The organism is Mucilaginibacter sp. (assembly GCF_028287845.1).
Taxonomy (GTDB): domain Bacteria; phylum Bacteroidota; class Bacteroidia; order Sphingobacteriales; family Sphingobacteriaceae; genus Mucilaginibacter.
Window position 1 is genome coordinate 12,538 of record NZ_JAQBOW010000065.1, and the last position, 22,884, is coordinate 35,421.

Annotated in this window: 22 protein-coding genes; 8 read left to right on the forward strand and 14 right to left on the reverse strand. The window is 40.0% G+C overall.

Features of this window, described 5'->3' with window-relative positions; translation table 11 throughout:
- Positions 1-25: 25 nt before the first annotated feature.
- Both lipB and JWP71_RS05690 read right to left on the reverse strand, forming a co-directional pair.
- Positions 26-754 (reverse strand): lipoyl(octanoyl) transferase LipB, encoded by a 729-nt coding sequence (gene lipB, locus JWP71_RS05685; RefSeq protein ID WP_299497831.1) that lies wholly within the window; start codon positions 752-754, stop codon positions 26-28.
- The gene (locus JWP71_RS05690; RefSeq protein WP_299497833.1) at positions 741-1,391 is read right to left on the reverse strand and encodes a 4'-phosphopantetheinyl transferase superfamily protein; all 651 of its coding nucleotides are present in this window, start codon (positions 1,389-1,391) and stop codon (positions 741-743) included. Before JWP71_RS05690 ends, lipB begins: the two co-directional genes overlap by 14 nt.
- 75 nt (positions 1,392-1,466) lie before the next feature.
- On the opposite strand from JWP71_RS05690, the gene dcd reads away from it, so the two are divergent.
- Complete coding sequence (gene dcd, locus JWP71_RS05695; protein WP_299497836.1) at positions 1,467-2,003, forward strand: dCTP deaminase; 537 nt, start codon at positions 1,467-1,469, stop codon at positions 2,001-2,003.
- Positions 2,004-2,005: 2 nt separating this feature from the next.
- Here dcd and JWP71_RS05700 read toward each other — a convergent pair whose 3' ends face one another.
- Together JWP71_RS05700 and JWP71_RS05705 are read right to left on the reverse strand one after the other, a co-directional pair.
- Positions 2,006-2,794 (reverse strand): hypothetical protein, encoded by a 789-nt coding sequence (locus tag JWP71_RS05700; protein WP_299497838.1) that lies wholly within the window; start codon positions 2,792-2,794, stop codon positions 2,006-2,008.
- A gap of 120 nt (positions 2,795-2,914) precedes the next feature.
- The gene (locus tag JWP71_RS05705; protein WP_299497840.1) at positions 2,915-3,796 is read right to left on the reverse strand and encodes a hypothetical protein; all 882 of its coding nucleotides are present in this window, start codon (positions 3,794-3,796) and stop codon (positions 2,915-2,917) included.
- 108 nt (positions 3,797-3,904) lie between these two features.
- On the opposite strand from JWP71_RS05705, the gene JWP71_RS05710 reads away from it, so the two are divergent.
- Positions 3,905-4,186 (forward strand): ATP-dependent Clp protease adaptor ClpS, encoded by a 282-nt coding sequence (locus JWP71_RS05710; RefSeq protein ID WP_299497842.1) that lies wholly within the window; start codon positions 3,905-3,907, stop codon positions 4,184-4,186.
- Positions 4,187-4,404: 218 nt separating this feature from the next.
- Here JWP71_RS05710 and JWP71_RS05715 read toward each other — a convergent pair whose 3' ends face one another.
- The 4 genes from JWP71_RS05715 to JWP71_RS05730 all read right to left on the reverse strand — a co-directional run bounded on the left by JWP71_RS05715 (position 4,405) and on the right by JWP71_RS05730 (position 8,152).
- Positions 4,405-5,469 (reverse strand): branched-chain amino acid aminotransferase, encoded by a 1,065-nt coding sequence (locus tag JWP71_RS05715; RefSeq protein WP_299497844.1) that lies wholly within the window; start codon positions 5,467-5,469, stop codon positions 4,405-4,407.
- 132 nt (positions 5,470-5,601) lie between these two features.
- A complete protein-coding gene (locus tag JWP71_RS05720; protein ID WP_299497846.1) occupies positions 5,602-6,300 on the reverse strand; it encodes a LytTR family DNA-binding domain-containing protein in 699 nt (232 codons plus the stop codon).
- A gap of 51 nt (positions 6,301-6,351) precedes the next feature.
- Positions 6,352-6,549 carry a hypothetical protein gene (locus JWP71_RS05725; RefSeq protein ID WP_299497848.1) on the reverse strand — a complete coding sequence of 66 codons (198 nt, stop codon included), beginning with the start codon at positions 6,547-6,549 and terminating at the stop codon, positions 6,352-6,354.
- A gap of 76 nt (positions 6,550-6,625) precedes the next feature.
- On the reverse strand, positions 6,626-8,152 hold the full coding sequence (locus JWP71_RS05730) for a histidine kinase (RefSeq protein WP_299497849.1): 1,527 nt from the start codon (positions 8,150-8,152) through the stop codon (positions 6,626-6,628).
- A 287-nt stretch (positions 8,153-8,439) separates the two neighbouring features.
- Here JWP71_RS05730 and JWP71_RS05735 point away from each other — a divergent pair, with 287 nt between their 5' ends.
- The 3 genes from JWP71_RS05735 (at position 8,440) to JWP71_RS05745 (ending at position 13,095) form a co-directional block, all read left to right on the forward strand.
- Complete coding sequence (locus JWP71_RS05735) at positions 8,440-9,600, forward strand: mannonate dehydratase (RefSeq protein WP_299497850.1); 1,161 nt, start codon at positions 8,440-8,442, stop codon at positions 9,598-9,600.
- 33 nt (positions 9,601-9,633) lie between these two features.
- The gene (locus JWP71_RS05740; RefSeq protein WP_299497852.1) at positions 9,634-10,758 is read left to right on the forward strand and encodes a mannonate dehydratase; all 1,125 of its coding nucleotides are present in this window, start codon (positions 9,634-9,636) and stop codon (positions 10,756-10,758) included.
- A gap of 126 nt (positions 10,759-10,884) precedes the next feature.
- A complete protein-coding gene (locus JWP71_RS05745) occupies positions 10,885-13,095 on the forward strand; it encodes a GH92 family glycosyl hydrolase (RefSeq protein ID WP_299497853.1) in 2,211 nt (736 codons plus the stop codon).
- A 107-nt stretch (positions 13,096-13,202) separates the two neighbouring features.
- Here the strand turns inward: JWP71_RS05745 and JWP71_RS05750 are convergent, their stop codons facing one another.
- A complete protein-coding gene (locus JWP71_RS05750; RefSeq protein ID WP_299497854.1) occupies positions 13,203-13,814 on the reverse strand; it encodes a fumarylacetoacetate hydrolase family protein in 612 nt (203 codons plus the stop codon).
- Between the two features lie 141 nt (positions 13,815-13,955).
- On the reverse strand, positions 13,956-14,444 hold the full coding sequence (locus JWP71_RS05755; RefSeq protein WP_299497856.1) for a T9SS type A sorting domain-containing protein: 489 nt from the start codon (positions 14,442-14,444) through the stop codon (positions 13,956-13,958).
- Between the two features lie 190 nt (positions 14,445-14,634).
- On the opposite strand from JWP71_RS05755, the gene JWP71_RS05760 reads away from it, so the two are divergent.
- Both JWP71_RS05760 and JWP71_RS05765 read left to right on the forward strand, forming a co-directional pair.
- Positions 14,635-16,578, forward strand: coding sequence for a KUP/HAK/KT family potassium transporter (locus JWP71_RS05760; RefSeq protein WP_299497858.1), 1,944 nt, complete (start codon positions 14,635-14,637; stop codon positions 16,576-16,578).
- 83 nt (positions 16,579-16,661) lie between these two features.
- Positions 16,662-17,438 (forward strand): phosphatase PAP2 family protein, encoded by a 777-nt coding sequence (locus JWP71_RS05765; RefSeq protein WP_299497860.1) that lies wholly within the window; start codon positions 16,662-16,664, stop codon positions 17,436-17,438.
- Between the two features lie 404 nt (positions 17,439-17,842).
- On the opposite strand, the gene JWP71_RS05770 is transcribed toward JWP71_RS05765, so the two are convergent.
- The 3 genes from JWP71_RS05770 to JWP71_RS05780 all read right to left on the reverse strand — a co-directional run bounded on the left by JWP71_RS05770 (position 17,843) and on the right by JWP71_RS05780 (position 21,562).
- A complete protein-coding gene (locus JWP71_RS05770) occupies positions 17,843-19,477 on the reverse strand; it encodes a DUF3943 domain-containing protein (RefSeq protein ID WP_299497862.1) in 1,635 nt (544 codons plus the stop codon).
- An 87-nt stretch (positions 19,478-19,564) separates the two neighbouring features.
- Entirely contained in the window at positions 19,565-19,819 is a 255-nt protein-coding gene (locus JWP71_RS05775) for a SemiSWEET transporter (RefSeq protein ID WP_299497864.1), read from the reverse strand.
- Between the two features lie 6 nt (positions 19,820-19,825).
- A complete protein-coding gene (locus JWP71_RS05780) occupies positions 19,826-21,562 on the reverse strand; it encodes an amino acid permease (protein ID WP_299497889.1) in 1,737 nt (578 codons plus the stop codon).
- A gap of 73 nt (positions 21,563-21,635) precedes the next feature.
- On the opposite strand from JWP71_RS05780, the gene JWP71_RS05785 reads away from it, so the two are divergent.
- The gene (locus tag JWP71_RS05785; RefSeq protein WP_299497890.1) at positions 21,636-22,286 is read left to right on the forward strand and encodes a phosphatase PAP2 family protein; all 651 of its coding nucleotides are present in this window, start codon (positions 21,636-21,638) and stop codon (positions 22,284-22,286) included.
- Between the two features lie 30 nt (positions 22,287-22,316).
- On the opposite strand, the gene JWP71_RS05790 is transcribed toward JWP71_RS05785, so the two are convergent.
- On the reverse strand, positions 22,317-22,884 hold a 568-nt coding region (locus tag JWP71_RS05790), incomplete at its 5' end, for a M3 family metallopeptidase (protein ID WP_299497891.1).

Here is a 22,884-nt window from a genome sequence, read left to right on the forward strand (position 1 = left end):
TGTCTGTGTGTACACGTGTCCTTACTTACACGATCTCCATTTCAAATAATGCAGCAATGTAGTGCTGCAGGATTTTTTGTACTTGTTTTATATCAATTTCTCGGCCCAGTTCTTTTTGCATAGAGGTTACGGCTTTATCATCAATACCGCAGGGAATTATGTTTTTAAAATAACTAAGATCATTGTTTACGTTAAATGCCAGGCCATGCATGGTAACCCAGCGGCTGCAACGTACACCCATCGCGCTTATTTTTCGAGCGCGCTCATTATCGGCATCCAGCCAAACACCGGTGTAGCCCGGGTAACGGCTGGCTTTTATACCATAATCTGCAAGGGTAAGTATTACGGCCTCTTCAAGGGTGCGCAGATATAAATGTATATCAGTAAAAAAATTATCAAGGTCAAGAATAGGATAGCTTACCAATTGCCCGGGGCCATGATAGGTAATATCGCCGCCACGGTTAATATGATAATAAACAGCATCGTTTTCTTCCAGGCCTTTTTCGTCAAGCAATAAATGTTCGGGCTTGCCGCTATTGCCCAAAGTATAAACATGTGGATGCTCGCAAAAAATAAGGTAATTAGGAGTTAATATATCGTCGGGTTGGTTATCCCCGGCAACTGCCAGCAGCCTGTTACGTATCTCCATTTTTAATTGGATAGTATCGGCAAACAGCGCTTCCTGTTTGGCCCAGGCCTCTTTATAATCAACTAACCCCCAATCTTGTACTGTTACTTTTTTATTCTTCATCATTACCCCTTACATAACCTATCATATAATCTTCATACTGCAAATATCCCACGGTATAATCTATATTAATGTCGCCCTTGTTTAAAATGGCATTAACCTGACCCTGCTCTGTGAAACTGAATGGTTTTATCAAAATATCATCCATAAATGATACTTCTTTTTGGCCATGACATTTATATACCGCTTCTTTAACACACCAACAGGCATATAATTGCTGTATTTTATGTTCATTATTAATAAAAGCTAGTTCCACGGGGCGTAAAAATCTGGAGGCAATACGTTCTACCTTTTGTTTTATTTGCTCAATATCAATTCCTACCGGGTTTTTTTTACTGATCATTACCGCGGCATAATCAAACGAGTGGCTTAAAGAAATATGATAGGGCAGGGATACAAGATATGGTTTACCATGCCCGTCAACCCGGCAGTCAATATATTCTTCGGTACGCAACATTTTGCGTAGCAAAACACGCGTACCCAACCAATGCAGGTGTCGTTTGCCGTTGCTTATGTTTTCAACAAAGGCCTTTTCTTCATCGTTTAGCTGTAATTGTTTGTACAGATCTTCAGCCTGTTCTTCTATTTTCCAGAGCGCAAATTCTGTATCCTCATCAATCCGTTGCCTGTAAGCTATAGCCATAAAGTAAAATTGCAAAAAGCATAGCAAACTTAGGGCAATTAATTCTATTTTTAGCCAAATAAACATTCCTGTCTAATGATATTATCAGATAAGCGCATACTTGAAGAAATTGATAAGGGCCATATTATTATTGAGCCGTTTAACCGTGAATGTTTAGGAACAAACTCGTACGATGTGCATTTAAGTAAACACCTTGCTACTTATCGCGACAGGGTACTGGATGCCAAACTGCACAATGAAATAGATAGTTTTGAAATACCCAAAGAAGGATTTGTTTTACAACCCGGTACGCTTTACCTGGGCGTAACTGTAGAATATACCGAAACGCATAAACACGTTCCATTTTTAGAAGGAAAATCAAGCACCGGGCGGTTAGGTATTGATATACATGCAACAGCAGGCAAAGGCGATGTTGGTTTTTGCAATACCTGGACTTTGGAGATATCATGTGCGCAACCGGTAAAAATTTACCCGGGCATGCCTATAGGCCAGCTAATATATTTTGCTGTTGAAGGTGATATAGAAACCCTATATAACACAAAGGGCGATGCCAAGTATAATAACCCGACAACTCGCCCTGTTGAAAGTATGATGTGGAAGAATAAATTTTAGCGTTATTTTGCTAAAGTAAATTTACCCCAAAAATCAGCTTCATCTGTTAAATCTATCAGGCCAATATTGGCACTTTTAGAAAACTCATCGCGGCCCGCATCTTTGCCGGCGCTTTTGTCAGTTGGTTTTGCAGTGTTGGCAACTTTGGTAAGTTTGGGCCCTGCTTTTTCATGGCCTTGTACAGGATTTAATTTAATGTTGAATGCCCATTCTTTGGTTGCCAGGTCGCCTGCATGAAAAAGTGCTAATGGTATAGCCTCTTCATAAGTTAAGTAACCACTAGCCGCATCATAACTCATAGCAATTAAAATATTGTATGGGTTTACTACTAATAGTTCCTCTTCACTTATATCTTTAAAGCCTTCAACGTGTATTTTGCCAAATTTGGCCGACATTTCAGTATTTCCCTGTATCCTTTGCGGCGGCATATCTATGTACCTCGATTGGTCACGGTCTGCCGGGCTTGAGGGAAAAGTAACAATATATGAAGACTTCTTTTTGCCTTTTGTATCAATACTTAAAGTAATGCCCGCACCTAAAATACTGCTTTGTTGTGTAGCGTCTTTTGTTCTTACAACCAGGTAAAGATTATCCTTATCATTAGTAAGCGTATAGTCAATTTTTGTTTTAACATCGGTATAAGTCATTTTATCGCCCCATTCTTTACTGTTGCCATCAATAGCTACACCGGCAGGTGCAGTATTTAAAGCCAGTGTTTGGGCATTGCATATACTTATTGTGAATAATTGCACCGCTGTAGCGCAAAGAAGGTAAGAGCAAGTGGTTTTCATTGCTTAGTGATTAGGTTTAATAAATTGGTTTAATTAAGCCAGATATGCTTATGTTAGGTAAATATACATTTTTTAAATTATTAAAAAATGTATATCTATTTATCACATAAATTATGCGGCTTAAAGTGTTTTTGCCAAATTAAATTTACCCCAAAAATCTGCAGATTTAAATGCAGGATTATTAGCAGTGTCATCGTTAGCAGCCCCGCGACCATGGCCGCCCCGGCCGCCGCCACCACCACCGTCGCCATCACCACCTGCACCACCCCGGCCACCGCCACCGCCACCTGCACCACCCCGGCCACCGCCACCACCACCATGGCCGCCACGACCGCCGCCGCCCATTGATGAGTTATTGGCCTGATCGTCACCATCCTTTTTTTCAGGTTTCTGAAAACCGTTTATTTTAATATTAAACATCCATTCATTCTTTTTTAATTCATCGGCATGAAAAAGCGATAACGGGATAGCTTCTTCATATATCAAAGCTCCATGTTCATCATAATTAATCGCTATTTTAAAGCCGTAAGTGTTTTCAAGAGTTATAAAATCGTATTCAACATCTTTAAAACCATCAGCCTTTATTTTTTTCAACTTGGCTAAACCGGCTTCCAGCTTTTTTTCCTGTAGGGTGTTACCGGTAACAGAAGGTGGGATTATTCCCTCCTGCACAGGAAACGTAACGCTATAGGTTGATTTCTTTTTACCTTTTGTATCAATACTTAAAGTAATACCTGAGGTCAAAATTTTGCCTTGTTCTACCGGGTCACTGGTTTTTAAAACCAGGTACAGGTTGTCTTTATCATTGGCAAGCGCATAGTTAAGCCCTGTTTCGCTATTATAATAGCTAAGGCTGTCTCCCCATTCATTTAAACTGCCATCAATAGTAATATTTGCAGGTGCGGGTTTTAAATTGATGGTTGTAATTTGAGCGTTACAAAGGTTTGCATGTAATAACTGAATAGCAAAAACAAGGGTAAGGAAAGCGATTTTTTTTTTCATTTGAGTGGGTCGTAGGTTATTGTATGTTAACAACTATTGTGAAAGATTACCTTTAAAACAATATTTTGGTTTATTTATTATTGTTTTTGAGTAATTTTGTCATTATACATGTCAACAGAAACACAAGAACAAACCTTCACACTCGAAGAAGTACTGGCAGGATTTAAAGAGATGCATCGCCTTATTTTATGGAATGATGACCATAACACTTTTGACCACGTAATTCATTGCATGATAAAATACCTTGATTATACCGAAAGTCAGGCCGAAAGAATAGCCTGGAAAGTACATAACGAGGGTAAATGCGCCGTACTGGAAGGATCATTCACCGAAGTAGAAGTATACCGCAAAATTTTACAACAAGAAGGCTTGACCGTTAGTGTGGATTAGCTTTTTAAAGGTTGGTTATTGAAGATAGGTTATTGAAGATTAAAGATTAGTGATTAAAGATTAGTTGGATAGTTCAACAAAAAAGGTTCCTGCAAATTTACAGGAACCTTTTTTGTATTTATTTAATTGACAGGCCTAATCTTTAATCTTCAATAACCTATCTTTAACCAAACAGGCCTAATCTCTAATCTTCAACCTCCAATCTCTATACATAATCTCTATACAAAATAATTCCACCCGTGTGTATCAGGCGCGTTTCCGTACCGTATAGCATCAAGGGTTTTTAATACTTTCTGAGAGAATTCTCTTTCTTTAGCGTCTATCAATGTATATTCTTCGCCGTTATAATTTATTGAACCAACCGGGGCAATAGTAGCCGCGGTGCCTGCGCCAAATGCATCAGTAAGTTTACCGGTTTTAGCACCTTCAATAATTTCGGCAACGGCAACCTTGCGCTCTTCAACCGGGAAACCCCAGTCGCGGGCCAGTGTAATAACTGTATCACGGGTTACGCCATCTAAAATGGTATCCTGTGCTATTGGAGTTATCAGTTTGCCATCCAGCACAAACATAGCGTTGGCGGCACCCATTTCTTCAACATATTTATGCTCTTTGGCATCGGTCCATATTAATTGATCAAAACCTTCTTCGGTAGCTTTACGGGCAGGCAGCATAGAACCACCGTAGTTACCTGATGATTTTGCATAACCCATGCCACCTTCGGCAGAGCGGGTATAATAGGTTTCTATTTTAACCCTTAATGGTTTTGTAAAGTATGGGCCAACCGGGCAAAGTAAAACCATGTATTTATAGGTTTGTGATGGTGTAACACCCAAAAACTGGTCGGTAGCAAACATAAACGGCCTGATGTATAAAGAATGACCGGGAGCGGTTGGTATCCAATCGCGGTCAATATCTACAACAGCGGCAAGGCTTTGTAAAAATACATCTTCGGGCAAGGTAGGCATACATAAACGTTCGGCCGATTTATTAAAACGGACCGCGTTTTTATCCGGGCGAAATATAGATACTTTGCCATTGGCATGCTTATAGGCTTTTATTCCTTCAAAAAATGATTGACCATAATGCAGTGATGAAATAGCCGGGCTGACCAAAATATTACCGTAAGGAAGAATTTCGAAATTTTTCCACTCGCCGTCTTCATAATCGGCCACAAGCATGTGGTCGGTAAAGGTACGGCCGAAAACTAAGTTGCTAAAATCCGTTTCTGCTAAACGGGATTTGCTTGATTTGGTGATTTTGATGTCCAGCGTCTCTGTCATGGCTTTTTCTTATTTGTAATTCAGGAAGTGCAATTTACCTAATTTACAGCGTGTTTAACAAAAAAACCGCAGGAATTTACTTTTATTTGATGGTTGCAAAATATTATTTTGCTTAGTTGTATGCCCGGATAATCAAACTAAACGATCTGTTTTGTTTACCAAATTAATATTTTGATAATACGAGCTACCCACCGGCAGCACCGCGCCATTTATTTGCAGTTGGTGCCGCTCTATCTTATCAATTTTGTTTTTAGCAGCAATAAATGAGCGATGAATGCGGATAAATTGGTCTGTTGGTAACAATGCTTCAGCCTCGGTTATGGTTAAGCGGGACAGGATGGTTTTATCCCTCAAAACAAAATTAACATAATTGCCCGTAGCCTCCAGGTAGTGAATATCGGCAAAGCTTACCCTTATTTGCTCATAGCCTGTTTTTAAAAAAAGGTAATCCTTTTTGTCGGTCGTGCTGCCTCGTAAAGTATAAATTTCGTTAGCCTTATTGCAGGCTTTAATAAAACGCGCCAGGGCAAAGGGCTTTAACAGGTAATCAATAGCATCCAGTTCAAAGCTTTCAACCGCGTGTTCAGAGTAGGCGGTAGTAAAAATTACCAGCGGCTTTTTGCTGAGGCAGGTTAACAGGTCGATGCCACTGATATCGGGCATTTTAATATCCAGGAACAACAGGTCGACCGGCTCATGCTGTAAAAACTCCATCGCTTTAAAAGCATCGGTAAACCCGGCCCTTAAATTTAAAAACGGCACCTTGGCAGCATGCGATCGCACAACTTCTAAAGCTAAGGGTTCATCGTCAATGGCTATGGCGGTAAGCATATGGGTAAATGTATAAATAATACCTTAGTTAATGTTTTTTGACATACGGGCTTACAACACCAAATCAATCACCTCATCAACATTAGCCATTAATTGTGCTTTTTGTTGCGGTGGCAGGTCTTTAAGAATGATCTCCAAAGCTTCAATTATTTTTACGCCTGTAAATTCTGCCATAGCCTCCTTTATGTTATTTGCAGTTAGGTTGGTTCTGGTTGATAAGGGCATATCGGGTTTTACTTTTAATGCCATAGTGTTTCATTTAATCTTTTTGACTTTCTCATCCAATATTAAGCAGTAACAATAAGATAATCAATATCATAGAAAGTTACAAATTTACTGTAAGATGTATAAAAAATTCTTTAGCGCTTTCGCGGATAACTAATTCATGCCGTTTGGGGTATAACAATTGCAGCCGTTGCTTTACATTTTCAAGCCCTATGCCGCTTTTATTTTTTTCGGGGTCGTTATCCGGTTTTTGGTGTATGCTGTTATAAACATCAAAAAGCAATTGTGTGCCACGGGTTTGCAGGGTAATTTTTATGTGCGATGGTTCGCGCAGGCTGATGCCGTGTTTAAAGGCGTTCTCTACAAACGGTATCAACAACATCGGGGCTATTTGCAGGCCGTTTATTGATTCCTCAATCTCTGCATTTATCACAATGTCCGGCGACGTTTGTGTGCGCAGCTTTTGCAGGTCGATGTAGTTATTCAGGTAATCAATCTCGCGCATTAATGATATATGTTCCTGCACGTTTTCCTGTAGCATAAAGCGCATCATGTCGCCCAGTTTTTGTATACCACCTCCGGTACGGTCGGCATTTTCTTGTAAGGCGGTACCGTAAAGGGTGTTAAGCGCGTTGAACAAAAAGTGCGGGTTAATTTGCGATCGTAAAAAATCCAAATTGGCAGATGAGCGGCCCAGGGCGGTTTTCAGGCCCACCAATTCGATATTTTTACTTAACCGCTGACGGTACAAATACCAGGCTAATGGTGATACTATAAATACACCAACACCTACATTAAAAAGCGTAATAATTATAGGAGCCTCTAACCTGTGGAATATGCCGGACATTAATAATGCAACCGGGAAAAAAGCAATGGCTAATATGGTAAGTATCTTCAGAAAAAAAGCTTTAAACGGTAACCCATCAGCTACTACACGCGGTATAATATTATGAAACGAATACCAGTACAGACCAATAGCAAATAATACCACTTCAGACCAAATAAGGATAGGCTGCCAGCCAGCACCCGTTACCAGCTGGAAAAATACACTGAGCAGCCACATGCCTAATGCGGCAACACACTCACGGGTAAGCCGGTCAGACTCTGATATAACATAGAAGTTTTTAAACGAATATTTGGTTAGGTGCTTAATTATGGTGTAGAACCCTAATATCATAAATGCCCAAACGCACCATATAAACTCTTCTTTAAAAACCCGGCGATATACATAGTTTTCAGAATGCTTATAGAACAAATAGGATTTGCTCCAGGTATCGGCAGTCCCCAATATAATTACCATGAGCGCAAATATCAGCAGCAGCAGGATGATATTAAGCACCACGCGATTATTGCCTACGATAGCTGGTACAATAAAAAAGTTAAGCCCCAGGAAAGCGCAATAATAAACTGTATTATCAATAAATTGCGGAATGAAATAGAATTTTACATGCGAGTAAGGCATATGCATCCCCGAAAAAAGCGCAATATTAGGTGTATGTACATAGCCTGTATTGGTAAGCACCAACATGTTATAGGCCAGGATATATACCGAGAAAACATATACGGCGGTGGCTATCCAAAATTCACCCTTCTCAAAAGTAATAGGCTTTTTTAACAGATCTTTCATGTGTGCCAGGTTTAATTATGCCGCAAGGTAACACGCTGATATCAACCACTAAAATAAATGGGATGAAAGTGGGGTAAATTGGGATGAACGGGCACAAGCGCCTGATATGCCGTGTATTAATCCTACCATTCTTAATAGTCCTAAAAATCATAGTCCGCACTTGTAACAATCAATTTACCGAAAATATATACCTGCGCACCCTATAATTACCTAATATTGAACAACGCATTTATGGGCAACGAGCCCTCGTGCCGTTATTGACCAATTTTAGCTTAATAATACATTTCATGAAAGAGAATCGCAGAGATTTTATCAGAAAAGCCGGCGTATCTGTGGCAGCGGTATCTGTAGGCAGTATTGGTGCCGCTACAGCCGCTACACCTGCTATTGCTCCCCCGGGGAAAAATGTAAGCGGCGACGCCTTGCAGGAGCTGATGGCTAAGTCGACCATTAGGGTAGCCGTACAGGCACCCACAGAAGCTACCGCCCAACAATTAAGCTTTTACAAGCAGATGGGCGTAAAGCACATTATACTTTGGCCCGATGACACCAAGGGACCCGATTACTATGCCGACCGCAAAAAGTATTTTGGCGATGCGGGATTAGAAGTATATGGCCTTAACAACAACTCGCTGCTTAATGATGAGAAGATAGTTTTAAATATGCCTGGCCGTGATGAAAGGATAGAGCTGTATAAGCAACACCTGCGCGCTTTGGGTAAGGCGGGCATCACCTATACTACTTATGCCCACATGGGTAATGGTGTATGGAGCTCGGCCGATGGTGTTGCACGCTCGGGCGCTGTTGCCCGCAGCTATAACCCCGGTGGCGAAAGCTGGGGGCAGTGGGGCGATAAGAAATATACCGGCCCGCTATCGCACGGCAGGGAATATACCCTGAAAGAAATGTGGGCCAACTTTGAGTATTTTATCAAGGCGGTTGCCCCCGTAGCCAAAGAAAGCAATGTAAGGATAGGCATATTGCCGGACGATCCGCCGGTGCCTAAACTGGCTGGTGTACCGCGCCTGTTTAGCAGTTTTGATGGCTATAAACATGCTATCGAACTGGCTAAAAGCCCTAACGTGGGCCTTTGCCTTAGCGTAGGTACCTGGGCCGAAGGCGGCAATAAACTGGGCAAGGATGCCGCAGGCATGATAGATTATTTTGGTAAACAGAATAAACTGTTCAAGGTACGGGTAAGCAATATTGATGGTTCGGCGGTATTTACCAAAACTTTTGTAGACGGCGGAAATATAGATATGTATAAAGTGATGAAGGCCCTGAAGAAGGTAAATTTTGATGGGGTGCTTATTGCCGATAACATTCCGCAGATGATAACACAGGTGGGCGGAAAAGCCAATGAAGCTTACGACCCGAGCCTGGCCTGGACCATTGGCTACACCAAATGCCTGCGCGACAGGGTAGAAGAAGAAGCGGCTATTGCCTAAAGAATTAAATCAAAAGAGAAAAAATTAAAGATCATGAGCGATAACCGCAGAGATTTTATAAAGAAAAGTATCGCGCTGGCAGCAGTGTCGGCAGCCGGACTGGGTACCGCATCAGCCGGCATAAGCGATGCCGAATTTAGAGACAGGATGGAAACCCTACTGGCACAGCCGGGCAAAAAATCAACCATGCGCATAGTGATGCAGCCTAATGCCCGCGCCAATGTAAATACCATGACCTGGTACAAGCAAATGGGACTGGAGGATGTTACCGTATGGACCGATCCGCCAAATGATAATGCTGAATTTTATAAGGGTACCAGGCTGCATTTTGCCGAGCAAGGCATAAACGTGTATGGCTTGGGTAACGGTGCCGTGCATAATCAGGACAAGATAGTATTGAACCTGCCCGGACGTGATGCCAAGGTAGAAGAATATAAAAAACACTTGCGCAACTTAGGCGCGGCGGGCATAACCTACACCACTTATGCCCACATGGGTAACGGTATTTGGGACTCGCCGAGCGAGACCACGCGCGGCGGTGCTTCGGCGCGTGCGTTTGACCAGTTTGGCGTAAACAGCGGGCGGTGGAACAAAAATAAATATTATCCGCCGCTATCACACGGCAGGGAGTATAGCGAAGAAGAATTATGGGATAACTGGACCTACTTTATCAAACAGGTGGCCCCTGTTGCCGAGGAAAATAATGTCCGGATAGGTGTGCACCCAGACGATCCACCGATACCGAAACTGGCCGGTGTACCGCGTATCTTCAGTCATTTTGAGCGATACAAGAAAGCTATGGAAATTGCCAATAGCCCTAATGTGGGTTTATGCTTGTGCGTAGGTTCATGGATGGAAGGCGGTAATACTACAGGTAAATCGCCGGTGGAGATGGTAGAATATTTTGGTGCGCAGAAAAAGATATTCAAGGTTCACTTCCGTAATATTGAGCGCCCTATACCGCATTTTGTGGAGACGTTTGTAGATAGCGGCTACACTAATATGTACACTATCATGAAAGCGCTTAAACGGGTTAATTTTGATGGCGTAGTGTTCCCGGATCACGTACCAGGCATGGCAGGCGGCAACGCCTGGCCATTTAGTGTAGGTTATGTTAAGGCCCTGCGTGACAGGGTAGAGGCCGAGGCGTTGGTATAAATTAAGATCAGAGTTATATTTAAAGAGGCTGTTAAAGGACAGTCTCTTTTTGTTTGTATTTGCCCATTAAAACAGTCTTAAACGATAAGAAGCTTAACCATATTTTTAACCTAAACATTAAACAAAATGAAATTTTCAGGGTTTATCAATTTATCTGTTGGCGTTCTTTTTTTTGTTACCTGTGCATCGGCACAAACAAAAAAAGCGCCTGCACAAGCCAAAAAAGCGTCTGCGCAAACCAAACAGAAAACAGCATTAGATTATGTGGATCCTAATATCGGGGGCATTGGTCAACTGTTGGTAGCAACAGATCCTAGTGTTCAACTACCCAGCGCGGGTTCGCTTAAAATATGCTCAAACCCCTGGCCCGAAATTTACGACAGGTACCTGGCCGATAAGGTATTTAGCTTCTCGCTTAGAGATGAGGTAAGGTATGGAACAAAAACAATTTCTTCATGGATCATGGCAACTACCGGAAATATTGAAGTAACTCCAGCTAAAATGGCATCAAACTATGATCATGATTTTGAAAAGGTAACACCATACTATGCTTCGTTGTTATTGGAAGATTATAATATAAATGTTGAATATACAGTTGCCGAGCAGGCATCATACTTTAAGTTCACCTTCCCTCAAAGTTCAGATTCGCATATTTTGCTGGGCAGTAATGCTAAATTTAAGGTAGTAGATGAAACTACCATCCAATGGCAGGAAGGGAGCGGAAACCGTGCTTATTATTTTTATGCAAAATTCAGCAAGCCATTCAAGTCATTCGGTTCATGGAGTGGCGATAAGGCGTTTCCCGGTACAAATATGCAAGACGGTACTAACGTAGGCGCTTATGCAAACTATGCCACATCAAAAGGCGAACAAATAGAGGTAAAGGTCGGCGTATCTAATGAAAGCAACGAACAGGCGAAGCAAAACCTTGAAAAAGGTATCCCTGCATGGAACTTTGAAGCGGTAAAAAACAATGCAAAAAGCAAATGGGCGGCATCGCTTGATCTGTTTAAAGTTGAAGGCGGTACAGAAGCTCAGCGTAAAATATTTTACACAGGTATATATTTTAACAATGGCGGCGAAAGCCTTGAGGGCCGGATGAAACTCAGGGATGATAAAATAGCTGAAAGATCACAAAGATATGCCTCATTAGAAAAAAGCCAACTATATCCGGCTGTTATCGGGCAAGGTGGTATGTTTCAGCATACCAGTTTGGTTAACGTGGCAGATCTGTATCTGCATGGTATCCGGAATTTTGATGTGGAAAGGGCTTACGCCAATATGAAGGAAGATTTTTTGGGATCGACCAAATTGCCGTGGCGGAAAGGGCCTGCTACACACCTGGATAGCTTTTATGTTAAAAACGGATTTTTCCCGTCATTGGCACCCGGCCAACAAGAGTGGATCAAGGAAGTTCACCCGTCTGAAAAACGACAGTCAGTTACTGTTACGTTACAGGCTTCGTACGAGGCCTGGTGCATTGCACAGGTTGCAAAAGGCTTAGGCAAGACTGACGATTATGAGTACTTTATGAAACACGCTCATGATTACCAGAACGTATTTAATAAAGAAACTGGTTTTATGTCGCCTAAAACAGAGGATGGTAAATGGGTAACTCCTTTTGATCCTAAATTAGGAGGCGGGCAAGGTGGAAGGGACTATTTTGCTGAAATGAATAGCTGGATATATACTTTTTACGTTAGCCATGATGTACAGGGCCTGATGAATTTAATTGGGGGAAAAGATAATTTTAACAATAAGCTCGACGCACTTTTTGTAGAACAATATAAAACATCAAAGTATAAGTTCCTTGACCTGTTCCCTGATATGACAGGTTTAATTGGAAATTATGCACACGGCAATGAATTCTCACGGAATATACCTTACCTGTACAACTACTCGGGCGAACCATGGAAAACGCAAAAACGTGTGCGCGAAATTATGGATGTATGGTATAGTGCAAATCCGTTGGGCATGTGCGGGGATGAAGACACCGGCTTGCTGTCTCACTTTTATGTAAACAGTGCAATGGGCATTTACTCCGACCCAATGATTCCAAGTTACCCTATATGGCTTATCGGTAGCCCGATATTTTCAAAATCGACCATTACTTTGGGCAATAAAAAGACTTTTGTGATTGAAGCAAAAAATGTATCGGCACAAAACAAATACGTTCAATCGGCCACTTTAAACGGTGAGCCTCTTAATAAACCGTGGTTCGATCATGCAACCCTGATGAAGGGCGGAACACTTGTACTAAATATGGGCCCAAGGCCTAATAAGCAATGGGGCAGTTCGCCGGATGCAGTACCTCCGTCAATGTCTAAGCCGGAGTAACTTTTGTTTCACCATAAGTGTGAAACAAAATCCATTTTTATCATTGGCAGCCTGTCGAACCATGAGTGCAAGGCCCTCGCGCATATTCGACAGGCTGATAACGATTTTTATTTTATATAAAAGTCCAGCAACTTCTGATCTTCCAAATAGCCTTCCAGCCTATCGCCAACGTTTACTTTTGCAACACCCTGCGGGGTACCGGTAAATATCAGGTCGCCTTTTTTTAGGGTGATATACCTGGAAACAAAGGCAATTATATATTCAAAAGAGAAGAGCAAATTTTTCGTGTTGCCAATTTGCCTGCTTTCGCCGTTAACATCCAAGTGGAAATTAAGATCGTAAATGTTTTTGAATTGGGCTTTTGGCAGAAAATTACTTATAGGGGCAGAGTTATCAAAGGCTTTAGCCAGCTCCCAAGGCAAGCCCTTTTCTTTGTGTCGTGATTGAATATCGCGTGCGGTAAAATCTACACCCAGTGCAACTTCGTCATAATATCCTGCAGCAAATTTTTCGTCGATGTGCTTGCCTTCTTTACTTATCTTTAATACAACCTCTATTTCGTGGTGTACATCTTCAGAAAAATCAGGATGGTAAAATGGCTTATTATCTTTTAATAAGGCGGTATCAGGTTTCATAAATATTACCGGGATGGTAGGTACCGGGTTATTTAGTTCTTTGGCGTGTTCGGCATAGTTGCGGCCAATGGCAATAATTTTCATGTGAATAATGAGTGAATTAGTGATTGAATGAATATTTTTTGAATATGCAAATAAATGGATTAAAATAAAAATTTAGTAATTGAAAATTATGCGTTAAGAGCATATTTATTTACTAATTCAATCCCTCATTCACTAATTGCCTTATAACACAGATATCCGCTTAATTATCGATTCGGTACCGGCAATAACGCGAATAAAATAAAATCCCCTGTTTAGCTTATTGTTTAATTGGCGGCTCAAAATTTGCTCGCCCGGATCAACTCTTTGAGAAAACAACGTTATAACATCATTACCTAATACATCAACCATTTTTATGGTTACATTAGTATTTCTGGATATCATATATTTTAAGTTGATCTGATCTGTTATAGGGTTAGGATAAACCTCAACATTGCTTATAAGTTTGTCATCCAGTCTGGGCACATTCACCTTTGTAGTCGAATAAATTCCCGGCTTTATAGGTGGAATAGATAACGACAGAATGCCTTTTTTAGTTTTTTTCTTGCTAAAAAAATAGGTGGTAGTATCGTGTTGGGGTAATATAGCAGCTGCAGCAAAGGCATAGTTCATGAATATTGCCATCGCAATTATTATTATCCATGAATTAGTGTAAGTAAAAATTCGCCGCATGTTTTAGTTATCTGTACAAAAGTATGAATAAAGCAGGCATCAATAGCAAAATTGATGCTTTTGTTACTTGTTTTAACAAAATTTAACAAACCGTGTTCTAAGTTAACGATTTGTTTAGTTATACGCTTGCGTGATTTTTAAGTTACAAACCAAAAATTTTAATATTTTTGTGCGTTTTAAATAAATATTAGTGTCAAATCACAAAGATCTGCAGAAACTGACGGGCGCAGGCCTTCTCATCAGTTTAGGAATAATTTATGGGGATATAGGTACATCTCCATTATATGTTTTCAAAGCAATAGTTGGTACCCAACGTATTTCTGATATTTTAATTCTTGGAGGGGTTTCCTGTATTTTTTGGACACTTACCCTGCAAACTACCTTAAAATATGTAGTAATAACCTTGCGTGCCGATAATAAAGGCGAAGGTGGTATTTTCTCCCTCTTTTCTTTAGTACGCCGTAAGGCAAAGTGGCTTATAGTACCGGCCGTGGTTGGTGGCTGCGCTTTGCTTGCCGACGGTATTATTACACCACCTATTACAATATCAGCAGCTATTGAAGGTTTACACACCTATTATCCGCATTTACACACTGTGCCGATAGTTATTATAATTATAGCTGCACTATTCATTATACAGCAGTTTGGCACATCATTAGTAGGCAAGGCTTTTGGGCCAATAATGTTTATATGGTTTACCATGATGGGACTATTAGGCGTGTTTTTTGTAGCTCAGGCTCCGTCTGTGATAAGGGCTTTAAATCCATATTATGCTTATGAACTTTTAAGCAGTAACCCCAATGCTTTCGCTATTTTAGGTGCTGTGTTTTTATGTACTACAGGAGCCGAAGCGTTATATTCAGACCTGGGGCATTGCGGCCGTTTAAATATTCAAATGAGCTGGATATATGTTAAAACCTGCTTAGTTATTAATTACCTGGGCCAGGCAGTTTGGTTATTACAACGTAACGGGCAAATAGTTAACCTTAACCTGCAAAACCCCTTTTATAAAATAATGCCAGAGTGGTTTTTGATGTATGGTATAGGTATAGCAACTGTGGCTGCTATTATTGCCAGCCAGGCGCTTATATCGGGTTCATTTACACTAATTGCCGAAGCAGTAAGATTAAATTTATGGCCCAAGGTTAGAATAAATTATCCAACCGAGCAAAAGGGTCAGCTATATGTGCCAAGCGTTAACTGGCTGCTATGTGCCGGCTGTATTGGCGTAGTGTTATTATTTAAACATTCTGATAAGATGGAGGCGGCTTACGGCTTAAGTATTACCGTAGCCATGCTAATGACAACCATATTAGTATCTAAATTCCTGAAACGTAAAAAACTGCCGGATTATATTGTAAATACCTTCCTTATAATGTACCTGTTAATTGAAGGTACTTTCTTGTGGGGTAACCTTGGTAAATTTGTTGATGGCGGCTGGTTCACCTTATCAATAGGCTCATTCCTGTTCTCTATTATGTGGAGCTGGCATACAGCCCGAAAAATCAGGAACCGTTATGTTAAATTTATTGAGATAGAAGATTATTACGGCATAATTAAAGAACTAAGCGATGATGAAACGGTGCCCAAATACGCATCGCAGCTTGTTTATTTAACCAGCGCTAACTTTAATTCGGAAGTTGAATCTAAAATTGTTTACTCTATTTTACAGAAGCAGCCAAAGCGCGCCGATGTTTACTGGTTGGTACATGTTGATGTTATGGATGAGCCTTATAAAAAGGAATATGAAGTAGATGTATTGGTACCCAATAAGCTGATAAGAATAGATTTTAAACTGGGTTTCCGTATTGAGCAGCAAATAAATTTATTGTTTAGAAGAGTAGTTGAGGATCTGGTTAAAAATGGCGAAGTTGATATTACCAGCAGTTATAAATCATTAAATAAGCATAAAATTGTAGGCGATTTTAGGTTTGTTGTTATTGAAAAAGTGCTTTCCCGCTCACATAACCTGTCGTTTTATGAGAGTTTTATCATGGCTTTTTATGTATATCTTAAAAAGATAAGTTTATCGGAAGAACGTGGTTTCGGGCTTGACTTGAGCTTTGTTACCGTAGAGAAAGTGCCGCTGATGCTGGCCGCCCCGGAAACAGTTGAAATTACCCGTATTAAATAATTATTAAAAACAATTTAAAGTAATATTACTTCAATATTAATACAGATTGTAAAAATAGGTTTGTAATCTACACCGGTTATAATATGAAGAAGATATTAGTTGCATTGTTTTTTATTATTTCGTATCAGGCCAATGCGCAAAAAATTGGAGATACTATTAAAAAGGATCTTTTAACTGCTCCTGATACCGTAAAACATTTACACAGTAAAACATGGGCGCTTATACCTCCGGCAGGCTTGGTGGCCTACGGCGCTCTATCATTTGTATTTCATCCTATTCGCCAATTAGATTACTCCATTCATACTGAGATTGCAAAAACTGATCCTAATTTCCACACAGTGGCAGAAAGCTATTTCCAGTTTGCTCCTATCATAATAGTTTATGGCTTAAATCTCGCAGGTGTTTCTGGTAAAAATACTTTTATTGACCGTACCGCTTTACTTGGCCTATCAGCCGGAATATTAGGTGTAACAGGCTATGCCACCAAACATCTAACCCATCGCTTACGACCTAATAATGAGGATTATTTATCTTTCCCATCCGGGCATACGGCCACCGCGTTTATGGCGGCTGAATTTATGGCGCAGGAGTACTCCGGTAAATCATCTGTATATGGAATCATTGGCTATACTTTTGCCGCTACTACTGGCGTATTTAGGCTCTATAACCGCGATCATTGGTTTAGTGATGTTGTTGCCGGCGCCGGTTATGGTATCCTTTCAACTAAATTGTCTTATCTGGTATATCCCTATATCCGCAACTGGCTAACACATACCGACGGTAAAACCGGCAAAAAAGTTATGGTTATGCCTACCTACCAGGATGGTACAGGGGCATTATCATTTGCTATGGATTTATAAAACGCCCTTTTGAGTAACCATATTAGTGTGTGCAAATAACCGCATTGAAAAAGGTACTAAATTAGCTGTTTGGTAATCATTCTTAACGCAAGCTTTCGTGTGTTGTAAACTTCAGGCATCTGATATAATGTTGGCATTATATAGTCAGTGATTTTGTTTCATCTTGTTTCAAATACTTTGTTTCACCACTCTTAAATTAGCAATTTGTTTGATTATCAATGAGCAAACTTAAGATCATGCCTAAAAATACCGACGAATAAGTTGTTACATTTTGTTTCATTACTTTTTAGCAATTGCCTCATAAACAATTAATTAACTAAAAACTTTGTTTCATTTGTTTCATACTCGCGTGAAACAAAATTCGTTTTTGTCATTGGCAGATTTTACCCTATACAATTGCTTGTTTAGTTATAACGGCCCTTGCGTTGCTGGTCTTCCAAAAACCAGGATACAAATATTTTTTGTTCAGTTCTTACTGAATATATGCCGGGGATATTTTTTAAATAGCGGTCATCATAATATATAAAGTGTTCAAAACCAAGGCTTATGTTTTTTGCTATTTCTACTGTAATTCTGGGCTTCAAAATACTTATGTTATTATTGCCGGGAGTACCTACATACGTATGAAGGAAGAAATAATAATATATAAAAGATGCGCTTAAGGCTTTTCCTACATTAAGCGTAGTTTCAAATTTAGCTTCCAGTCCATTATTATATGTATAATCTCTAACCTGTGATGTATCTGGGCCAAAGCGTGTGCTATTGCCGGCCAAAGGCACTAAAGCAAAATGTGCATTTGTATAAAGATTTACAGTTTTACTAATTGGATATTTTGTAAATACACCGCCACCAACACCAAGTGCTCCTAATTCGAAGGTTTTATTATCCCAGTAATCATCATATTGGAAAAGGCCATATAATACAGAGAATTTACCATAATCAGTTTTAACACTTGTATTATCGCCCAATAAAATTCCGTAACCGGTAAGGTTATCCAGAAGCTTTCTTCCGGATCCGAAACTAAATTCTGTACGCAGTCTGAAAAAATCAAAAGGTTTGCGGTAACGCTCTTCAAACGGGTTTCCATAATCAAACTGCACATTTATTAAGGCCTCGGTAGGGCCTTTGCCAAATATTGTGCTATTATCGTCGTTTATTTTATGTAAACCGGCAAATATGGTAATATTAAGAGGTTCTTTTTGGTATACCTCTTTTGTAGTTCGCCTAAAAGATTTTCCCTGTAAAAGTCTGTTTAGTCCGCGGACAGGATCAACCAAGCCGGCCGCTATTTCACGAAAAACCCTTTCACTTCCCCTGGTACGGTCGTCTAAAATATTTGAACTTAAGCGGTAAAATATTTCCCCAAGAAATGCTCCGTTAAGGGGTGTGTTGATAACATCATTATAGGATGGGCGTGAATTTTCACCAAAATATTCCCACATTACACTACCTACAACAGCAAAGGGAATAGATTGAGCATAACTATATCCCTGCGAACGTGCTGCATTAAAATACATTGAACCTGTATAAGGATGGCCTATAAAGTTTATACCGAACCTGTCGGCGTCCCATTCCCAGCCTTTTTGTATATTATATTTCCAGGTTGTTGGGCCTATGTGCGAAAAATCTTCGTTAAGCACAAATCTGTCTAATGACCATGTAAATACATTAATACCCACAACCTGTACAAGAGGTTTCCACAACGGATATTTTTTATTAAAGTTTATATCATCATTTAAAAGATCGCCATACTTATTTTTAATAGTGGTATCAATAAGCGGGTTTTTTTTGGGTTCATTACCTATGGAGTCGGTAATTGTTTTTTTTGCTGCCTTAATATCTTTCAGCTGTTCTTTGACAGGGCCATTGCCGGGTTTAATTGTATCTATGGGTGTAGCGCTTTGTGCAAATACACAGGATGACGAAATTATTAATAAACTAAAAAGGATTAAAATTTTTAGTTGCTTAGCTATATTAAAATTAAAGGATAAAAATAAAACAGATAATGCTACGGAAAAAAGAAAGTATAAACTTGTCATAAATAAGGTGTTAAAAGTTATAAACTACAACTGATAATACACCTAAGTGTTTTAATTATTATGTAATATATAGCTATTTTAAAATTGCTATTTATACCTGATCTTATAGATCAAAATTATCCCTGCAAATAAAAAGGTTACCGCATTGGCCAGCGCCACAGGCAGGCTGGGGCTAAGAATGCCATATATTAACCACAAAAAAGTGCCAGTAGTAAATACCGCGTACATTGATAATGATATACCCGAGGTATCTTTAGTGCGAATAGTTTTAATAGCCTGCGGCAGAAAAGAAACTGTAGTGCTAAACGCGGCCGTTAAACCAATAGTTTCGATATAGTTCATGCGGTTTTAACTATGTGCTTCCTTGCCCAGTTTGCTGTTGTTGTAACTGTAAGTAAAGTAAACAATCAAGCCTATAATTAGCCATATTATAAAGCGCAGCCAGTTAGTTGTACCTAACTCTGTCATTAAGTAAAAGCAGGATATTAACCCAAGTACCGGTATTAAAGAATAGTTTTTAATAAAGCCTGCTACAGTAATAGCTAAAACAAGCAAAGTGAAGGCAAAATAAGGTATCCTTTCATGCAACACTGCCGCTTTTGATAAGTTTGGCTGGCCCGCATCTATAAGCCCAAAGAAATTTTTAAAGAAATAAGGAAATTGTATTTGTACAAATATAACAGCAGCTACCAAAATTAATGGAACAAGGTATTTTCCGTTGATGTAAGGTACTCTGAATTTGCCTGAATGCTTATCTGTGCGTGGCAGTATTAAAATGCCCCCGCATACCAATACAAACGCAAACAGGGTGCCAATACTGCATAAGTCGGTTACTATTGCCGAGTCGAGAAAAAGAGATGGAATGCCTACTACCAAACCGGTAATTATTGTTGCAAATGATGGTGTATGATATTTGGGGTGTAATCTGGAAAATCGTGGTGGTAATAAGCCGTCGCGGCTCATGCTCATCCAAATACGCGGCTGCCCTATCTGGAACACCAGCAGCACCGATGTAGTTGCCACAACCGCGCTTAACGCTATAATACCGCCAAATATATTTAAGCCGCGTTCGTTAAAAGCGTTAGCCAAAAAATCGCTGGTATTAAGTTTTGAATAGTTAACCATGCCGGTAAGCACAAGCGCTATTAAAATATATAATATGGTACAAATTATCAGGGAGTAAAACATGCCTCGCGGTAAATCTCTTTGTGGGTTTTTACACTCTTCGGCAGTGGTTGATATGGCATCAAAACCAATATAGGCAAAGAATACCGCCGAAACCCCTTTCATTACCCCGGCAAATTTATTAGGCAAAAACGGCACCCAGTTTGCTGGGTTTACATAATAAAAACCTACTGCAATTACAGCAACAACTACTAATAGTTTAAACAATACCATGAGGTTGCTGGCTCGCCTTGATTCTTTAATGCCAACATAAACCAGGTAGGTAATAAAAACAGTAATAGCTAAGGCAGGAATATTTATAATAAAAGGGACCGAACCAATGTGTGGCGCATTAATCCAGATATTGTGCAGGTTTAAAAAATCTGCCGCGCCAGCCATATCATGCCCGGCTATTTTTTCTAAATACTGGGTATTCCCGTTTTTTACTTCGAAAAAGCTGGTGCATAAAAAGTCTGGAATATGCAGGCCAATATTATGTAAAAAGCTGGTAAGGTTACCAGACCATGAAATAGCTACGGTTATATTACCTACCGCATATTCCATCACCAGGTCCCAGCCAATTATCCAGGCAATGATCTCGCCAAATGCGGCGTATGAATAGGTATATGCACTGCCCGACATGGGGATACGTGAAGCAAATTCTGCATAGCAAAGTGCCGAAAAAGCGCAAGCTACGGCGCATATCATAAATAAAAAAATAACACCCGGGCCGCCATCAAAACAGGCTTTGCCTACCGTGCTAAAAATACCGGCGCCTATAACTGCGGCAATACCCAGGGCGGTAAGGTCTCGCACGCCCAAAACTTTATTTAATGATACTCCGTGGCCATCATCAAGGCCGGCGGCAGCATCTGCAACTATTTTTTCAATTGATTTTTTGCGGAATAGATTTCTTGCCATTTAAATTTATTGTCCTGAAACCAAACATAGCCATTTTTTTGCAGTGATATAAGTATATGCTTACTTTGCACCCATGAATATCGGAATAAAGGCTATTTTATACAAACTAAGATTTTTTTTTATACCCTATCTAATCCTGATAGCTATTTGTTTAATTATTAAGCTCACTTATAGCCGGGAAGAAATTTATTATGCCGTAAATACAAAATTTAGTGATTTTGGCGATTGGGTGGCCCCCTACGTTACTGATCTGGGGAATGGTTGGACAACAATTTTATTGGTCGCTATTTTGCTTTTTTTTAGCTACCGGAAAGCTTTTTTACTGGCAGGCGCTTATGCCATTACATCCATATCGGCCCAAATAATTAAACATATTGTTAATGCCCCCAGACCTAAACTGTATTTTCACGATCAGCTTTTGCGTATACATTTTGTTAAAGGTATTGATCAGTTAAGTTTAGGGAGTTTCCCATCCGGCCATACGGTAACGGCTTTTTCAACAGCCTTGCTACTGGCTTACTGGTGTAAAAATAAGCTATGGGGATTGCCGCTTTTATTAATTGCCATATTGGTTGGCTATTCGCGAATGTACCTGAGTCAGCATTTTTTTGAAGATGTAACCGCCGGTTCGGCAATAGGGGTGGTACTTACCATTTTCTGGATATACTGGGCCGAAAATAGGAAATTTTTAAAGTCCCCTAAATGGAATAGGGGACTTTTATAGCGTTCAAAAACTTCTAAGGCTTAAAATATTTTACAATTTCTCTATTTCTGCCTTAACAAAGGCGGCCAATTCTTTTACATAAGCGGCACTAAAATCAAACTTGATTCCGGCGGTTTCATATATCTCTTTGATAGTTTTGGTGTATCCTAATTTTAGTGCGTCAAGGTATTGTTGTAAGGCTTTTTCGGGGTTTTCTTTATAGTTTTTCCAAACGGCAATTGCGCCTAACTGTGCCATGCCGTATTCAATGTAATAAAACGGAATTTCGAATATATGCAGCTGCTTTTGCCATAAGTTAGCCTCGGCTTCTTCTAATCCGTTCCAGCTGGCAAAGCCCGCGCCAAATGGCTCATAAATCTTTAACCAGGCTTCAGCTCGTTCTGATGCTAAATGGTCGGGGTTGGTATATATCCAGTGCTGGAACTGATCGACCACCGCTACCCATGGCAGTGTTTTCAATACATCAATCAGCTGATCGCGTTTGGCGCGTTTTAAATCTTCCTCGTTATCAAAAAATACGTCCCAGTTATCCATGGATATTAACTCCATCGACATGGAAGCCAGCTCTGCAACTTCTGAAGGGCAATGTTTAAAATCG

Excerpts from the sequence above, each read along its gene's own strand:
- lipB (WP_299497831.1), bottom strand. The coding sequence starts at position 754 with ATGATGAAGAATAAAAAAGTAACAGTACAAGATTGGGGGTTAGTTGAT.
- JWP71_RS05690 (WP_299497833.1), bottom strand. The coding sequence starts at position 1,391 with ATGGCTATAGCTTACAGGCAACGGATTGATGAGGATACAGAATTTGCG.
- dcd (WP_299497836.1), top strand. The coding sequence starts at position 1,467 with ATGATATTATCAGATAAGCGCATACTTGAAGAAATTGATAAGGGCCAT.
- JWP71_RS05700 (WP_299497838.1), bottom strand. The coding sequence starts at position 2,794 with ATGAAAACCACTTGCTCTTACCTTCTTTGCGCTACAGCGGTGCAATTA.
- JWP71_RS05705 (WP_299497840.1), bottom strand. The coding sequence starts at position 3,796 with ATGAAAAAAAAAATCGCTTTCCTTACCCTTGTTTTTGCTATTCAGTTA.
- JWP71_RS05710 (WP_299497842.1), top strand. The coding sequence starts at position 3,905 with ATGTCAACAGAAACACAAGAACAAACCTTCACACTCGAAGAAGTACTG.
- JWP71_RS05715 (WP_299497844.1), bottom strand. The coding sequence starts at position 5,469 with ATGACAGAGACGCTGGACATCAAAATCACCAAATCAAGCAAATCCCGT.
- JWP71_RS05720 (WP_299497846.1), bottom strand. The coding sequence starts at position 6,300 with ATGCTTACCGCCATAGCCATTGACGATGAACCCTTAGCTTTAGAAGTT.
- JWP71_RS05725 (WP_299497848.1), bottom strand. The coding sequence starts at position 6,549 with ATGGCATTAAAAGTAAAACCCGATATGCCCTTATCAACCAGAACCAAC.
- JWP71_RS05730 (WP_299497849.1), bottom strand. The coding sequence starts at position 8,152 with ATGAAAGATCTGTTAAAAAAGCCTATTACTTTTGAGAAGGGTGAATTT.
- JWP71_RS05735 (WP_299497850.1), top strand. The coding sequence starts at position 8,440 with ATGAAAGAGAATCGCAGAGATTTTATCAGAAAAGCCGGCGTATCTGTG.
- JWP71_RS05740 (WP_299497852.1), top strand. The coding sequence starts at position 9,634 with ATGAGCGATAACCGCAGAGATTTTATAAAGAAAAGTATCGCGCTGGCA.
- JWP71_RS05745 (WP_299497853.1), top strand. The coding sequence starts at position 10,885 with ATGAAATTTTCAGGGTTTATCAATTTATCTGTTGGCGTTCTTTTTTTT.
- JWP71_RS05750 (WP_299497854.1), bottom strand. The coding sequence starts at position 13,814 with ATGAAAATTATTGCCATTGGCCGCAACTATGCCGAACACGCCAAAGAA.
- JWP71_RS05755 (WP_299497856.1), bottom strand. The coding sequence starts at position 14,444 with ATGCGGCGAATTTTTACTTACACTAATTCATGGATAATAATAATTGCG.
- JWP71_RS05765 (WP_299497860.1), top strand. The coding sequence starts at position 16,662 with ATGAAGAAGATATTAGTTGCATTGTTTTTTATTATTTCGTATCAGGCC.
- JWP71_RS05770 (WP_299497862.1), bottom strand. The coding sequence starts at position 19,477 with ATGACAAGTTTATACTTTCTTTTTTCCGTAGCATTATCTGTTTTATTT.
- JWP71_RS05775 (WP_299497864.1), bottom strand. The coding sequence starts at position 19,819 with ATGAACTATATCGAAACTATTGGTTTAACGGCCGCGTTTAGCACTACA.
- JWP71_RS05780 (WP_299497889.1), bottom strand. The coding sequence starts at position 21,562 with ATGGCAAGAAATCTATTCCGCAAAAAATCAATTGAAAAAATAGTTGCA.
- JWP71_RS05785 (WP_299497890.1), top strand. The coding sequence starts at position 21,636 with ATGAATATCGGAATAAAGGCTATTTTATACAAACTAAGATTTTTTTTT.